The organism is Streptomyces sp. NPDC047880 (genome assembly GCF_040706515.1).
Classification (GTDB): Bacteria; Actinomycetota; Actinomycetes; order Streptomycetales; family Streptomycetaceae; genus Streptomyces.
In genome coordinates this window covers 314,415-327,264 of the sequence record NZ_JBEZOK010000002.1, presented here as the reverse complement: position 1 = coordinate 327,264, position 12,850 = coordinate 314,415, and the positions used below count along the sequence as shown (strand labels likewise).

16 protein-coding genes are annotated in these 12,850 nt (G+C 71.9%); 14 read left to right on the top strand and 2 right to left on the bottom strand.

The window, feature by feature from the left end:
* Positions 1-29 precede the first annotated feature (29 nt).
* Positions 30-1,607, bottom strand: coding sequence for an oxidoreductase (locus AB0937_RS05390; RefSeq protein WP_366709597.1), 1,578 nt, complete (start codon positions 1,605-1,607; stop codon positions 30-32).
* 177 nt (positions 1,608-1,784) lie between these two features.
* Here AB0937_RS05390 and hisD point away from each other — a divergent pair, with 177 nt between their 5' ends.
* The 8 genes from hisD to hisF are packed head-to-tail and all read left to right on the top strand — an operon-like array spanning position 1,785 to position 7,509.
* Complete coding sequence (gene hisD, locus AB0937_RS05385) at positions 1,785-3,110, top strand: histidinol dehydrogenase (protein WP_366709595.1); 1,326 nt, start codon at positions 1,785-1,787, stop codon at positions 3,108-3,110.
* Positions 3,107-4,219 carry a histidinol-phosphate transaminase gene (locus AB0937_RS05380; protein WP_366709593.1) on the top strand — a complete coding sequence of 371 codons (1,113 nt, stop codon included), beginning with the start codon at positions 3,107-3,109 and terminating at the stop codon, positions 4,217-4,219. Before hisD ends, AB0937_RS05380 begins: the two co-directional genes overlap by 4 nt.
* Positions 4,216-4,809, top strand: a complete 594-nt coding sequence (hisB, locus tag AB0937_RS05375) for an imidazoleglycerol-phosphate dehydratase HisB (protein ID WP_053671868.1) — start codon at positions 4,216-4,218, stop codon at positions 4,807-4,809. Before AB0937_RS05380 ends, hisB begins: the two co-directional genes overlap by 4 nt.
* Positions 4,806-4,970 (top strand): hypothetical protein, encoded by a 165-nt coding sequence (locus AB0937_RS05370; protein WP_234849249.1) that lies wholly within the window; start codon positions 4,806-4,808, stop codon positions 4,968-4,970. Before hisB ends, AB0937_RS05370 begins: the two co-directional genes overlap by 4 nt.
* Entirely contained in the window at positions 4,961-5,620 is a 660-nt protein-coding gene (gene hisH / locus AB0937_RS05365) for an imidazole glycerol phosphate synthase subunit HisH (RefSeq protein ID WP_366709591.1), read from the top strand. Before AB0937_RS05370 ends, hisH begins: the two co-directional genes overlap by 10 nt.
* The gene (gene priA, locus AB0937_RS05360; RefSeq protein ID WP_366709589.1) at positions 5,617-6,342 is read left to right on the top strand and encodes a bifunctional 1-(5-phosphoribosyl)-5-((5-phosphoribosylamino)methylideneamino)imidazole-4-carboxamide isomerase/phosphoribosylanthranilate isomerase PriA; all 726 of its coding nucleotides are present in this window, start codon (positions 5,617-5,619) and stop codon (positions 6,340-6,342) included. Before hisH ends, priA begins: the two co-directional genes overlap by 4 nt.
* Positions 6,339-6,740 carry a RidA family protein gene (locus tag AB0937_RS05355; RefSeq protein ID WP_366709588.1) on the top strand — a complete coding sequence of 134 codons (402 nt, stop codon included), beginning with the start codon at positions 6,339-6,341 and terminating at the stop codon, positions 6,738-6,740. Before priA ends, AB0937_RS05355 begins: the two co-directional genes overlap by 4 nt.
* Positions 6,741-6,753: 13 nt before the next feature.
* Positions 6,754-7,509, top strand: a complete 756-nt coding sequence (hisF, locus tag AB0937_RS05350) for an imidazole glycerol phosphate synthase subunit HisF (protein WP_184912460.1) — start codon at positions 6,754-6,756, stop codon at positions 7,507-7,509.
* Positions 7,510-7,575: 66 nt separating this feature from the next.
* Here hisF and AB0937_RS05345 read toward each other — a convergent pair whose 3' ends face one another.
* A complete protein-coding gene (locus tag AB0937_RS05345) occupies positions 7,576-8,211 on the bottom strand; it encodes a TIGR03085 family metal-binding protein (protein WP_366709587.1) in 636 nt (211 codons plus the stop codon).
* 84 nt (positions 8,212-8,295) lie between these two features.
* Here AB0937_RS05345 and hisI point away from each other — a divergent pair, with 84 nt between their 5' ends.
* From hisI to trpC, 6 genes are all read left to right on the top strand, one after another.
* On the top strand, positions 8,296-8,682 hold the full coding sequence (gene hisI, locus AB0937_RS05340; RefSeq protein ID WP_366709585.1) for a phosphoribosyl-AMP cyclohydrolase: 387 nt from the start codon (positions 8,296-8,298) through the stop codon (positions 8,680-8,682).
* A gap of 11 nt (positions 8,683-8,693) precedes the next feature.
* Positions 8,694-10,175 carry an anthranilate synthase component I gene (locus AB0937_RS05335; RefSeq protein WP_366709584.1) on the top strand — a complete coding sequence of 494 codons (1,482 nt, stop codon included), beginning with the start codon at positions 8,694-8,696 and terminating at the stop codon, positions 10,173-10,175.
* Positions 10,176-10,216: 41 nt separating this feature from the next.
* Complete coding sequence (locus AB0937_RS05330; RefSeq protein ID WP_366709583.1) at positions 10,217-10,858, top strand: TIGR02234 family membrane protein; 642 nt, start codon at positions 10,217-10,219, stop codon at positions 10,856-10,858.
* A 267-nt stretch (positions 10,859-11,125) separates the two neighbouring features.
* Entirely contained in the window at positions 11,126-11,377 is a 252-nt protein-coding gene (locus tag AB0937_RS05325) for an HGxxPAAW family protein (RefSeq protein ID WP_366709582.1), read from the top strand.
* Positions 11,378-11,460: 83 nt separating this feature from the next.
* Entirely contained in the window at positions 11,461-11,895 is a 435-nt protein-coding gene (locus tag AB0937_RS05320; RefSeq protein WP_366709581.1) for a DUF2752 domain-containing protein, read from the top strand.
* A 139-nt stretch (positions 11,896-12,034) separates the two neighbouring features.
* Positions 12,035-12,844 (top strand): indole-3-glycerol phosphate synthase TrpC, encoded by an 810-nt coding sequence (gene trpC, locus AB0937_RS05315; RefSeq protein WP_366709579.1) that lies wholly within the window; start codon positions 12,035-12,037, stop codon positions 12,842-12,844.
* Positions 12,845-12,850: the final 6 nt, after the last annotated feature.

Sequence of the window (12,850 nt, the reverse complement as noted above, 5' to 3'; positions counted from 1 at the left end):
GTTCGACAACTGTGGTCACATCAGCACCATCAGTTGCGCCGCAGCAGCCGCGTGGCCCCCGCGGCCACCGTCGTGGCCAGGATCCAGCCCAGCAGGATCATCGCCGTCGCCAGCCATTGCCAGGCCCCCCGGAGCTGCCAGAAACCCGTCTGGCCCAGGTCTATGACCGGAAGCAGCAGATCGAGGGTGAACAGCGTGGGGTTCCACTCCGGGTGCTCGCCCCGCTTCATCGGCGGATGGCCCGCCTGCGCGAAGGCGAGGGAGCCCGCCGCCCACAGCACCGCCATCCACACCGCGGCCCGGCCCGGCCGGTATCCGTAGGCGACCGTCCAGTCCTGCGCGTAGCCCCACAGCTTGGCCGCCATCGGCAGGCTCTCCCGGTGCCGGCGCTGCTTGGCGAGCAGCACCTCCCGGGCGTCCTCGTCCTCACCGCCCGCCCGCAGCACCGCCGCGAGGCGCTCGTACGGCTCCGGGTTGTACTCGGCGGTCGCGGCCGCCACCCAGTCCAGCCGCTCGGCCAGCGGGAACGGCCCGCGCGGCACCAGGTTCTCGTAGGCGAAGCCGCCCATGTGCAGCCGCCCCGGGCCCGGCCAGGCGTCCGACCGGTCCATCAGGTTGACGACCTTCGCCCCGGACAGCACCACCCGCCCGCGCGCCGGCCGCTCCCCGAGGAACCGCAGCTCCGGCGTCTGCACCCGGCGCAGCGACAGCTCCTGGTCGTCCGTGAGGGTGAACCGGGCCCGCTCGAAATCGACGGCGTCCCCGAACCGGCCGTCGTCCAGGCGGACCCCGCCCGCGCACGCGAAGCGCTGGATCCGCGTCCCCTGCGCCGGGGTCATCCCGCTCATCGCATGGGCGCCGACCCCCGCGGGCGTGAGATACAGACTGCGCTCGACGGTCAGCTGCGGGGCGTTCAGCGCGAGCCGCTCGTAGGGGTTGGACAGACGCGCCCCGCGCAGGCTCAGCGAGACGCCGACGGTGGCGGCGCGCAGGCTCAGCTCGCCGTGCGACTCCAGCAGCTCCGCCTGTAAGTCCTGGCCTACGGTCATGCCGTCCGCGGCGATCGAGCGGCCGCTGTGGTCCCGGTGCACGATCGCCTGGTTGAGCATCAGGTCCGTGCCGATCTGCGCGTCCGTGAGCCGGATGCCGTGGTGGAAGCGGCAGCGCGGCAGATGCAGATCGCCCTCGGTGTGCACCCGGGCCGCCTCCAGCCGGGGCACCGAGCAGTCCACCATCCGCAGCGTCGTGAAGCGGGCCTCCGGCAGCAGCACGTCCCGCTCGAAACGGCACCGGCGCATCTCCACGTACGGCACCACTGTGCCGCCCGCGAGGTCGAGCGAGCCGCTGACCTGCACACCGACCAGCTTCAGCGAGGAAACGCGGCCGGCCAGCGCGGGCGGGCCGTCCAGGAGCAGCCAGCAGACGATCCTGGCCCGAACGGTCCGCTCCACGCCCCAGGGGTGGCCGCCGTGCGGATCGTCCACCACGGCGTCGCCGCTGGTCAGGTCGTACACGGTGCCGTTGCGGAAGGCCTGCCACATACCGGCCTCGGCCGCGGTCAGGTCCTCGGGCAGCTCCCCGGCACGCACGCCGGCCCCCTCGGTCACAGCTCTTCCTTCCTCCCCGGGTACTCGTGAGTCACTTCCTCGTACACCTGTTCATGCCCGCTGAGTGATGTACCGAACACACCACGTGAGGGTGATCTTCCGGCTCCCTGCGGCGTTCTGTATCAGCCATTGATACGCGCGAACGACGCCTCACCGGGTTCTGAGAGAATTGAGCACGTGATCTCCCGAATCGACCTGCGTGGCGACGCCCTTCCCGAGGGCCCCGCCCTGCGCGACCTGCTGCCCCGAGCCGACTTCGACGTTGCGGCCGCCCTGGAGAAGGTGCGTCCGATCTGCGAGGACGTGCATCATCGGGGCGACGCGGCGCTGATCGACGCCGCCGAGCGGTTCGACGGGGTCAGGCTCGACCAGGTGCGCGTGCCCGCCGCCGCCCTCACCCGCGCCCTGGAGGAACTCGACCCGGCCGTGCGCGCGGCCCTGGAGGAATCCATCCGCCGCGCCCGGACCGTCCACCGCGCGCAGCGCCGCGAGACCCACACCACCCAGGTCGTGCCCGGCGGCACCGTGACCGAGAAGTGGGTGCCGGTCGACCGCGTCGGGCTGTACGCGCCCGGCGGCCGGTCGGTGTACCCGTCCTCCGTGATCATGAACGTGGTGCCCGCGCAGGAGGCCGGCGTCGGATCCGTCGCACTCGCCTCACCCGCCCAGGCCGACTTCGGCGGCCTGCCGCACCCCACGATCCTCGCCGCCTGCGCCCTGCTCGGCGTCGACGAGGTGTACGCGGCCGGCGGTGCCACGGCTGTCGCGATGTTCGCCTACGGCACCGAGTCCTGCGCGCCCGCGAACATGGTCACCGGCCCCGGCAACATCTGGGTCGCCGCCGCCAAGCGCTACTTCACCGGCAGGATCGGCATCGACGCCGAGGCCGGCCCGACCGAGATCGCGGTCCTCGCCGACGACACGGCCGACCCGGTCCACGTCGCCTCCGACCTGATCAGCCAGGCCGAGCACGACCCGCTGGCCGCCGCCGTCCTGGTCACCGACTCGACCGAGCTCGCCGACGCCGTCGAGAAGGAACTGGCGCCGCAGGTCGCCGCCACCAAGCACGTCGAGGACCGGATCATCCCGGCCCTGTCGGGCAGGCAGTCCGCGATCGTCCTGGTCGACGGCATCGACGAGGGCCTGAAGGTCGTCGACGCGTACGGCGCCGAGCACCTGGAGATCCAGACCGCCGACGCCGCGGCCGTGGCCGACCGGGTCCGCAACGCCGGCGCGATCTTCATCGGCCCCTGGGCGCCCGTGTCGCTGGGCGACTACGCGGCCGGGTCCAACCACGTCCTGCCCACCGGCGGCTGCGCCTGCCACTCCTCGGGCCTGTCCGTCCAGTCCTTCCTGCGCGGCATCCACATCGTCGACTACACCGAGGACGCGCTGGCCGAGGTCGCGCACCACGTGGTGACGCTGGCCGAGGCGGAGGACCTGCCGGCCCACGGGGCGGCGATCAAGGCGAGGTTCGACTGGAAGGTTCCCCAGGGCAAGTGAACGACGTACGCATCGACGATCTCCCCGTACGGGACGAGCTGCGCGGCAAGTCCCCCTACGGCGCGCCCCAGCTGGACGTCCCCGTACGGCTGAACACCAACGAGAACCCCTACCCGCTGCCCGAGCCGCTGGTCGAGCGGATCGCCGAGCGGGTCCGTGAGGCCGCCCGCAACCTCAACCGCTACCCGGACCGGGACGCGGTCGAGCTGCGCACACGGCTGGCGGAGTACCTCACCGACACCTCCGGACACGAGGTCGGCCTGGCCAACGTCTGGGCGGCCAACGGCTCCAACGAGGTCATCCAGCAGCTGCTGCAGACCTTCGGCGGACCGGGCCGCACCGCCATCGGCTTCGAGCCGTCGTACTCGATGCACGGCCTCATCTCGCGCGGCACCGGCACGGGCTGGATCTCCGGCCCCCGCAACGAGGACTTCACGATCGACGTCGCCGCCGCCGAGAAGGCGATCGCCGAGAACCAGCCGGACGTCGTCTTCATCACCACCCCCAACAACCCCACGGGCACCGCCGTACCGCCCGAGACGGTCCTCGCGCTGTACGAGGCCGCCCAGGCGGCGAAGCCGTCGATGGTGGTGGTCGACGAGGCGTACATCGAGTTCAGCCATGGCGACTCGCTGCTGCCGCTGCTTCAGGGCCGCCCGAACCTCGTCGTCTCCCGCACCATGTCGAAGGCGTTCGGCGCGGCGGGCCTGCGCCTGGGCTACCTCGCGGCGCACCCGGCCGTCGTCGACGCCGTCCAGCTGGTCCGGCTGCCCTACCACCTGTCGGCCGTGACCCAGGCGACCGCCCTGGCCGCCCTGGAGCACACCGGCACGCTGCTGGGCTACGTCGAGCAGCTCAAGGCCGAACGGGACCGCCTGGTCACCGAACTGCTCGCCCTCGGCTACGAGGTGACCGCGTCCGACGCGAACTTCGTGCAGTTCGGCCGGTTCGAGGACTCCCACGCGATCTGGCGGAAGATCCTCGACCGGGGTGTCCTGGTCCGGGACAACGGCGTGCCCGGCTGGCTCCGGGTCACCGCCGGAACCCCCGAAGAGAACGACGCGTTCCTCGACGCGGTACGTGAACTGAAGAAGGAGCAGAGCGCATGAGCCGCGTAGGCCGCATAGAGCGGGTGACCAAGGAGACCTCGGTCCTCGTCGAGATCGACCTCGACGGCACCGGCAAGACGGACATCAAGACCGGCGTCGGCTTCTACGACCACATGCTCGACCAGCTCGGCCGGCACGGCCTGTTCGACCTGACCGTGAAGACCGAGGGCGACCTCCACATCGACTCGCACCACACCATCGAGGACACCGCCCTCGCCCTCGGCGCCGCCTTCAAGCAGGCCCTCGGCGACAAGGTGGGCATCTACCGCTTCGGCAACTGCACGGTCCCGCTGGACGAGTCCCTCGCCCAGGTCACCGTCGACCTGTCCGGCCGGCCCTACCTCGTGCACACCGAGCCCGAGAAGATGGCGCCGATGATCGGCGAGTACGACACCACCATGACCCGGCACATCCTGGAGTCCTTCGTGGCCCAGGCGCAGATCGCGCTGCACGTGCACGTGCCCTACGGGCGCAACGCGCACCACATCGTGGAGTGCCAGTTCAAGGCGCTCGCCCGGGCCCTGCGCTACGCGTCCGAGCGCGACCCGCGCGCGGCCGGCATCCTCCCCTCCACGAAGGGCGCCCTGTGAACGGCACCTCGACCCTGCTGATCGTCGTCGGCCTGTTCCTCGTCGGCGGGATCTACTCCTTCGTCAAGCAGAAGATGCCCAAGGGCCTGATCGTGCTGCTGTCGATCGGCGCCGCGATGTGCCTGACGGCCGGTGTCGTGAGGCTGGAGGTGTGGAATTGAGCGGCTCCCCGGGCAAGCAGAAGAAGGTCGTCGTCTTCGACTACGGCTTCGGCAACGTCCGTTCCGCCGAACGCGCCCTCGCCCGCGCCGGGGCCGACGTCGAGATCACCCGTGACTACGACAAGGCCATGAACGCCGACGGCCTGCTGGTGCCCGGCGTCGGCGCCTTCGCCTCCTGCATGACGGGCCTGCGCGAGGCACGCGGCGACTGGATCGTCGACCGCAGGCTCTCCGGCGGCCGCCCCGTCATGGGTATCTGCGTCGGCATGCAGATCCTCTTCGCGCGCGGCATCGAGCACGGCGTGGAGAGCGAGGGCCTCGACGAGTGGCCCGGCTCGGTCGAGCCGCTCCAGGCCGATGTCGTGCCCCACATGGGCTGGAACACCGTGGAGGCGGCGCCCGGTTCGCGGCTGTTCGCCGGCCTCGACGCGGACGCCCGCTTCTACTTCGTGCACTCCTACGCCGTCCACGACTGGTCGCTGGAGACGCACAACCCGGCCATCGAGGCCCCCAAGGTCACCTGGTCCACGCACGGCAAGCCGTTCGTCGCGGCCGTCGAGAACGGCGCCCTGTGGGCCACGCAGTTCCACCCCGAGAAGTCCGGCGACGCCGGAGCCCAGCTCCTCACCAACTGGATCGGAACCCTGTGAGCAAGCTCGAACTCCTCCCCGCCGTCGACGTCCGTGACGGCCAGGCCGTGCGTCTGGTGCACGGCGAGTCCGGTACGGAGACCTCCTACGGCTCCCCGCTGGAGGCCGCCCTCGCCTGGCAGCGCTCCGGCGCCGAGTGGCTGCACCTGGTCGACCTGGACGCCGCGTTCGGCACCGGCGACAACCGCGAACTGATCGCCGAGGTCGCCCGGGCCATGGACATCAAGGTGGAGCTGTCCGGCGGCATCCGCGACGACGACACCCTCGCCGCCGCCCTCGCCACCGGCTGCACGCGCGTCAACCTCGGCACGGCCGCCCTGGAGACGCCGGAGTGGGTCGCCAAGGTCATCGCCGAGCACGGCGACAAGATCGCGGTCGGCCTGGACGTCCGCGGCACCACCCTGCGCGGCCGCGGCTGGACCCGCGACGGCGGCGACCTCTACGAGACGCTTGAGCGCCTCAACAAGGAGGGCTGCGCGCGGTACGTCGTCACCGACATCGCCAAGGACGGCACCCTCCAGGGCCCGAACCTGGAGCTGCTGAGGAACGTCTGCGCCGCGACCGACCGCCCGGTCGTGGCCTCCGGCGGCGTGTCCTCGCTGGACGACCTCCGCGCGATCGCCGACCTCGTCCCGCTCGGTGTCGAAGGCTCGATCGTAGGGAAAGCGCTGTACGCGAAGGCGTTCACCCTGGAAGAGGCCTTGGAGGCTGTGTCGTCATGACCGTGCGGCGTGTGCAGAGCGGAAGTCCCTGGGAAGAGTCCTTCGGTTTTGCACGTGCCGTCGCGGCGGGCGACCGTGTACTGGTCGCGGGCACGACCGCTTTCAAGGGCGACGTGCTCTACGGCGAGGGCGACCCCTACGAGCAGGCCAAGGTCGCCTTCACCACCGCCCTGGAGGCGATCGCCGAGTTCGGGCTCGCACCCGAGTCCGTGATCCGCACCCGGGTGTGCCTGGCACACGCCCGGGACGTCGACGCCGTGGGCCGGGCGCACAAGGAGATGTTCGACGCCGTACGCCCGGTCACGACCCTGCTGATCGTGCAGGGCTTCATGGACTCCCGGGTCCTGGTGTCGGTGGAAGTGGAAGCATTCAGAGGGACACCCTCCGAAGAGCACTAGAGGAGCGCGATTCATGACCCTGGCGGTCCGAGTCATCCCCTGCCTGGACGTGGACAACGGCCGGGTCGTCAAGGGCGTCAACTTCCAGAACCTGCGCGACGCGGGCGACCCCGTCGAGATGGCCAAGGTGTACGACGCCGAGGGCGCCGACGAGCTGACGTTCCTGGACATCACCGCCTCGTCGGGCAACCGCGAGACCACCTACGACGTGGTGCGCCGCACCGCCGAGCAGGTGTTCATCCCGCTCACGGTCGGCGGCGGCGTCCGCACGGCCGAGGACGTGGACAAGCTGCTGCGGGCCGGAGCGGACAAGGTCGGCGTCAACACGGCCGCGATCGCCCGCCCCGACCTGATCCGCGAGATCGCCGAGCGTTTCGGCCGTCAGGTGCTGGTGCTGTCGGTCGACGCCCGCCGCACCGAGTCGGGCTCGTTCGAGGTCACCACCCACGGCGGCCGCAAGGGCACCGGCATCGACGCCGTCGAGTGGGCCCACCGGGCCGCCGAACTGGGTGCCGGTGAGATCCTGCTCAACTCGATGGACGCCGACGGCACCAAGGACGGCTACGACCTGGAGATGATCCGGGCCGTCCGCAAGCACGTCACGGTCCCCGTCATCGCCTCGGGCGGCGCGGGCCGGCTGACCGACTTCCCCCCGGCCGTCGAGGCCGGCGCGGACGCGGTCCTGGCCGCGTCGGTGTTCCACTTCGGGGACCTGCGGATCGGGCAGGTCAAGGAGACGCTGCGGGAGGCGGGGCACCCGGTGCGGTGACGCCCCGTCTGCCGAGAGCCCCGGCCGCGTGGTGCGGCCGGGGCTCTCGCCTGTCCCTCGGATCCCTCAGATCCCGAGCTGCTTCGACTCGTGCAGCTTCGCGATCGCGTTCTCGTCACCGTCCAGATCGACCTTGGCCGCGCTCTGACGGCCGTAGGAGAACAGGACCAGCTCGGACGGCTCGCCGGTGACGGTGACCACCGGGGTGCCGCGGTGGGCGACCGCCGTCTGGCCGTCGGGGCGGCGCAGGACCAGGCCGGTCGGAACGCCGCGGCCCATCAGACGCGCGGTGCGCTCCAGGCGGGACCACAGGGCGTCCTGGAAGACCGGGTCGAGATCGCGCGGCGACCAGTCGGGCTGAGCGCGGCGCACGTCCTCGGTGTGGACGTAGAACTCGATGATGTTCGACGCCTCGTCGACCGGCTTGAGGGAGAAGGGGGAGAACCGCGGGGGACCCGTACGGATCAGCTGGATCAGCTCCTCGTACGGCTTGTCGGCGTACTCCGCCATCACCTTTTCCAGGCGGGGCGCGAGCTGCTTGATCAGCATCCCGCCGGCGGCGTCCGGGCGGCGCTCGCGCACCACCACGTGCGCGGCGAGGTCCCGGGTCGTCCAGCCCTCGCACAGGGTGGGCGCTTCCGGGCCCGCGGTCTCCAACAGGTCGGCGAGGAGAAGTCGTTCACGCTTGGCATGGGTCGACATGCGGCCCAGCCTACGGCCGCGCCGGGAGTCCGCCCAGCGGACACTCCACCAGCCCTGTCCGTGGCGCCCGGCACAATGGTCACCATGACCAGCACGCCCAGCCCTCTCGACCCGGAGATCGCCGCGCGCCTCAAGCGCAGCCCCGACGGTCTCCTGCCCGCCATCGCCCAGCAGTACGACACCGGAGAGGTGCTGATGCTCGGCTGGATGGACGACGAGGCGCTGCACCGCACCCTCACCACCGGCCGGTGCACCTACTGGTCGCGCAGCCGCCGGGAGTACTGGGTCAAGGGCGACACCTCCGGCCACGTCCAGTGGGTGAAGTCCGTCGCCCTGGACTGCGACGCCGACACCGTGCTCGTCAAGGTCGACCAGGTCGGCGCCGCCTGCCACACCGGCGCACGCACCTGCTTCGACGAGGACGTGCTCCTCAAGGACGGCGGCACCGACCGCCCCGCCCGGGATCAGTAAGGTCAGCGGCCATGGACCTCGAGACGTTCCGCAAGCTCGCCACCGACCGGCGGGTCATCCCCGTCACCCGCAAGCTCCTCGCCGACGGCGACACCCCGGTGGCGCTCTACCGCAAGCTCGCCGCCGAGCGGCCCGGCACCTTCCTGCTGGAGTCCGCGGAGAACGGCCGCTCGTGGTCCCGGTACTCCTTCGTGGGCGTGCGGTCCGCGGCGACCCTGACCGCACGCGACGGTCAGGCCCACTGGCTCGGCGCCCCGCCGGTCGGCGTCCCCACGGACGGTGACCCGCTCGCCGCCCTGCGCGCCACCATCGAAGCCCTGCACACGCCCCACCAGGAGGGCATGCCGCCCTTCACCGGCGGCATGGTCGGCTACCTCGGCTACGACATCGTCCGCCGCCTGGAGAAGATCGGCCCCGGCGAGCGCGACGACCTGAAGCTGCCCGAGCTGACCATGCTCCTCACCAGCGACCTGGCCGTCATGGACCACTGGGAGGGCTCGGTCCTGCTGATCGCCAACGCGATCAACCACAACGACCTGGATACGGGCGTCGACGAGGCCTACGCCGACGCCGTCGCCCGCCTCGACGCCATGGAGGCCGACCTCTCCCGCGCCGTCGCCCAGCCCCCGGCCGTCCTCCCGCCCTCCGAGCTCCCGGAGTACACCGCGCTGTGGGGCGGCCCCGACTTCCAGGTGGCCGTCGAGGACATCAAGGAGCGCATCCGGGCCGGCGAGGCCTTCCAGGTGGTCCCCTCCCAGCGCTTCGAGACGCCGTGCACCGCGAGCGCGCTGGACGTCTACCGGGTCCTGCGGGCCACCAACCCGTCCCCGTACATGTACCTGTTCCGCTTCGACGGGTTCGACGTCGTCGGCTCGTCGCCCGAGGCCCTGGTCAAGGTCGAGGACGGCCGGGCCATGGTGCACCCCATCGCCGGCACCCGCTGGCGCGGCGCCACGCCGCAGGAGGACCAGGCCCTCGCCGAGGAGCTGCTCGCCGACCCCAAGGAGCGTGCCGAGCACCTCATGCTCGTCGACCTGGGGCGCAACGACCTGGGGCGGGTCTGCGAGCCGGGCTCGGTCGAGGTGGTGGACTTCATGTCCGTCGAGCGGTACTCGCACGTCATGCACATCGTCTCGACGGTGACGGGCCGCGTCGCCGCAGGACGCACGGCGTTCGACGTCCTCACCGCCTGCTTCCCGGCCGGCACCCTCTCCGGCGCCCCGAAGCCCCGCGCCATGCAGATCATCGACGAACTCGAACCCTCCCGGCGCGGCCTCTACGGCGGCTGCGTCGGCTACCTGGACTTCGCCGGCGACTCCGACACGGCCATCGCCATCCGCACGGCCCTCCTGCGCGACGGCACCGCGTACGTGCAGGCAGGCGCCGGCATCGTCGCCGACTCCGACCCGGTCGCCGAGGACACCGAGTGCCGCAACAAGGCGGCCGCGGTGCTGCGGGCCGTGCACACGGCGAACCGGCTGGGAAAGGCATGAGATGAACCCCGGGTGACGGTTCGCCCGGGGTTCAGGCGATAGTGGGGTACGTGACTGCTGTACCTCACCCCCGTTCCGAAGCCCCCGGATCCGCCCGGGCCGGCCGCCTGAGCCTCGCCGTCGCGCTGCTGAGCGGCGCACTCGGCGCTGCCGTGGCGCTGCTCGCCACCCGGCAGCAATGGTCGCAGGGCACCGCGACGGTGGCCGGTGGCTCCTTCCCCCTGACCGCCAAGGGCAGCGACGTCACGGGCGTTCCCGCGGCGCTCGCCATAGTGGGCCTCGCCGCGCTCGTCGCCGTGTTCGCGGTCCGCCGCGCCGGCCGTGTGGTCGTGGCGGCGCTGCTGGCGCTGTCCGGCGCGGGCATCGTCGCCGCGGCCCTGCTGGGCGCCTCCGACAGCTCCGCGCTCGACGAGCAGGCCGCGCAGGCCTCCGGCGACACCTCGGCCTCCGTCGACGCCCTCAGCCACACCGCCTGGCCGTACGTCGCGGTCGTCGGCGGCGTCCTGATCCTCCTGGCCGGGCTGCTCGCCCTGCGGTTCGGCCGGCTGTGGCCCGGCATGTCCGGCCGCTACGAGCGGTCCAGCACGCCCCAGCCGCGCCGCAGGGCCCCCGCCGTCGACCCCGACCGGCCCGAGGACCTCTGGAAGGCACTCGACCGCGGCGAGGATCCGACCGGGGCCTAGTGCCGCGGCAGGCGACGTTTGCCCGTGAAGGAGCGGCGTCCGGTGCGTGCTCTCGGCGTGCCGGCCGGAAGCCCGACCCGCGCCCCGTACTCAGGTGCCCTTCCACCGGGCCCGCCCCGGTCGCGTGGTCCGGCCGCTCGCACTGACGGAGCCCTGAGCCGCACGAGTGAGCCGGGGGAGCACCCCGGGTCACCTCCCGGGTACCCGTGCGGGACAATGGGCCCGAGCGTCCTGCTCAGACACGCACACAGCAACGAGGAGCAAGCAATGGCGGGCAGCAGCCACGGTCACACCCCGGCCGCCTGGACCGGTGTCACGATCGCCTTCATCGGTTTCTGCGTCGCGGGCGCGTTCATGGTGATGGACCAGCCGGTGGGCTTCTGGGCGGGCATGGTGGTCGTGCTGCTCGGCGGTGTCGTCGGCGGCATCATGCGGATGATGGGCCTGGGCCAGCCCAAGGACCTGCACCAGCCGCACCAGATGACCGGCGAGCGCGCACCGGCCCGCGCCGAGGGCTGACCCCCGCGGAACACCGCGTTGTCGCGTGAGGGGCGGCCGGCACCGGGGTGCCGGGACCGCCCCTCACGCGCGTGAGGGGCACAATGCCTGGCGTGAACGCCGAGAGCCGAAGGGTGACGCAGAGCGTCCCGAGCCGTCTGGCCGTCCCCGCCGGGGTCCTCGCCGCCGTCGGCGCCGCCTTCGCCTACGTGGGCGCCGTGGACCCCAACCGGCCCGGCCACTACCCCGTCTGCCCGCTGCTGCACTACACCGGCCTCTACTGCCCGGGCTGCGGCGGACTGCGCAGTGCGCACGCCTTCGTCCACGGGGACGTCCTCACCGCGCTGCAGGCCAACGCGCTCGCGACCCTGGGCTACCTGGGCTTCGCCGTGCTGTGGACCGTATGGGTGGTGCACGCGGCCCGGGGGCGCCCCCTGCGGATCGACCCCCGCCCGGGCCTGGTGTGGAGCCTCGGGGCATTGCTGCTGGTCTTCTCGGTTGTCCGGAACCTGCCCTTCGGCGGCTGGCTCCATCCTTGATCGACGGGCGGATGTCCAGGTACTGGGACCGGCGTCAACCGGATGCGGGGCCTACGCCCCGCTACGGATACCATCGCTATGACCATCGGTTTCCGATCGGTCGCTGGAACTGTCAAGAGTCTGGAAGGGGGCCGCTCGCGTGAGTGTGCTCGACGAGATCATCGACGGAGTCCGTGCCGACCTCGCGGAGCGGCAGGCGCGCGTCAGCCTCGACGAGCTCAAGGAGCGCGCGGCGAAGGCTCCCGCGGCGAAGGACGGCGCTGCCGCCCTGCGCGGCGAAGGCGTCAAGGTCATCTGCGAGGTCAAGCGCTCCAGCCCCTCCAAGGGCGCGCTGGCCGCGATCGCCGACCCGGCCGGTCTCGCCGCGGACTACGAGGCGGGCGGCGCCGCCGTCATCTCCGTCCTCACCGAGGAGCGCCGCTTCGGCGGCTCGCTCGCCGACCTGGAGGCGGTCCGCGCCCGCGTGGACATCCCGGTCCTGCGCAAGGACTTCGTCGTCACGTCGTACCAGCTGTGGGAGGCCCGCGCCTACGGCGCCGACGTCGTGCTGCTGATCGTCGCCGCCCTCGAACAGACCGCCCTGGAGTCCCTCATCGAGCGCGCCGAGTCCATCGGGCTCACCCCGCTCGTCGAGGTGCACGACGAGGACGAGGTCGAGCGCGCGGTCGACGCCGGTGCCCGCGTGATCGGCGTCAACGCGCGCAACCTCAAGACCCTCGAGGTCGACCGCGGCACCTTCGAGCGGGTGGCGCCGGAGATCCCCGACCACATCATCAAGATCGCCGAGTCCGGCGTCCGCGGCCCGCACGACCTCATCGCCTACGCCAACGCCGGCGCCGACGCGGTGCTGGTCGGCGAGTCCCTCGTCACCGGCAAGGACCCCAGAACGGCGGTCTCGGACCTGGTGGCGGCCGGCGAGCACCCCGCACTCCGGCACGGCCGGAGCTGATCTCCC

What these genes read in the sequence shown, in the direction of transcription:
- AB0937_RS05345 (WP_366709587.1), bottom strand. Translation starts at nt 8,211, where the DNA reads ATGTCGACCCATGCCAAGCGTGAACGACTTCTCCTCGCCGACCTGTTG.
- AB0937_RS05355 (WP_366709588.1), top strand. Translation starts at nt 6,339, where the DNA reads ATGACCGTGCGGCGTGTGCAGAGCGGAAGTCCCTGGGAAGAGTCCTTC.
- hisB (WP_053671868.1), top strand. Translation starts at nt 4,216, where the DNA reads ATGAGCCGCGTAGGCCGCATAGAGCGGGTGACCAAGGAGACCTCGGTC.
- AB0937_RS05325 (WP_366709582.1), top strand. Translation starts at nt 11,126, where the DNA reads ATGGCGGGCAGCAGCCACGGTCACACCCCGGCCGCCTGGACCGGTGTC.
- AB0937_RS05335 (WP_366709584.1), top strand. Translation starts at nt 8,694, where the DNA reads ATGGACCTCGAGACGTTCCGCAAGCTCGCCACCGACCGGCGGGTCATC.
- hisF (WP_184912460.1), top strand. Translation starts at nt 6,754, where the DNA reads ATGACCCTGGCGGTCCGAGTCATCCCCTGCCTGGACGTGGACAACGGC.
- AB0937_RS05320 (WP_366709581.1), top strand. Translation starts at nt 11,461, where the DNA reads ATGCCTGGCGTGAACGCCGAGAGCCGAAGGGTGACGCAGAGCGTCCCG.
- hisI (WP_366709585.1), top strand. Translation starts at nt 8,296, where the DNA reads ATGACCAGCACGCCCAGCCCTCTCGACCCGGAGATCGCCGCGCGCCTC.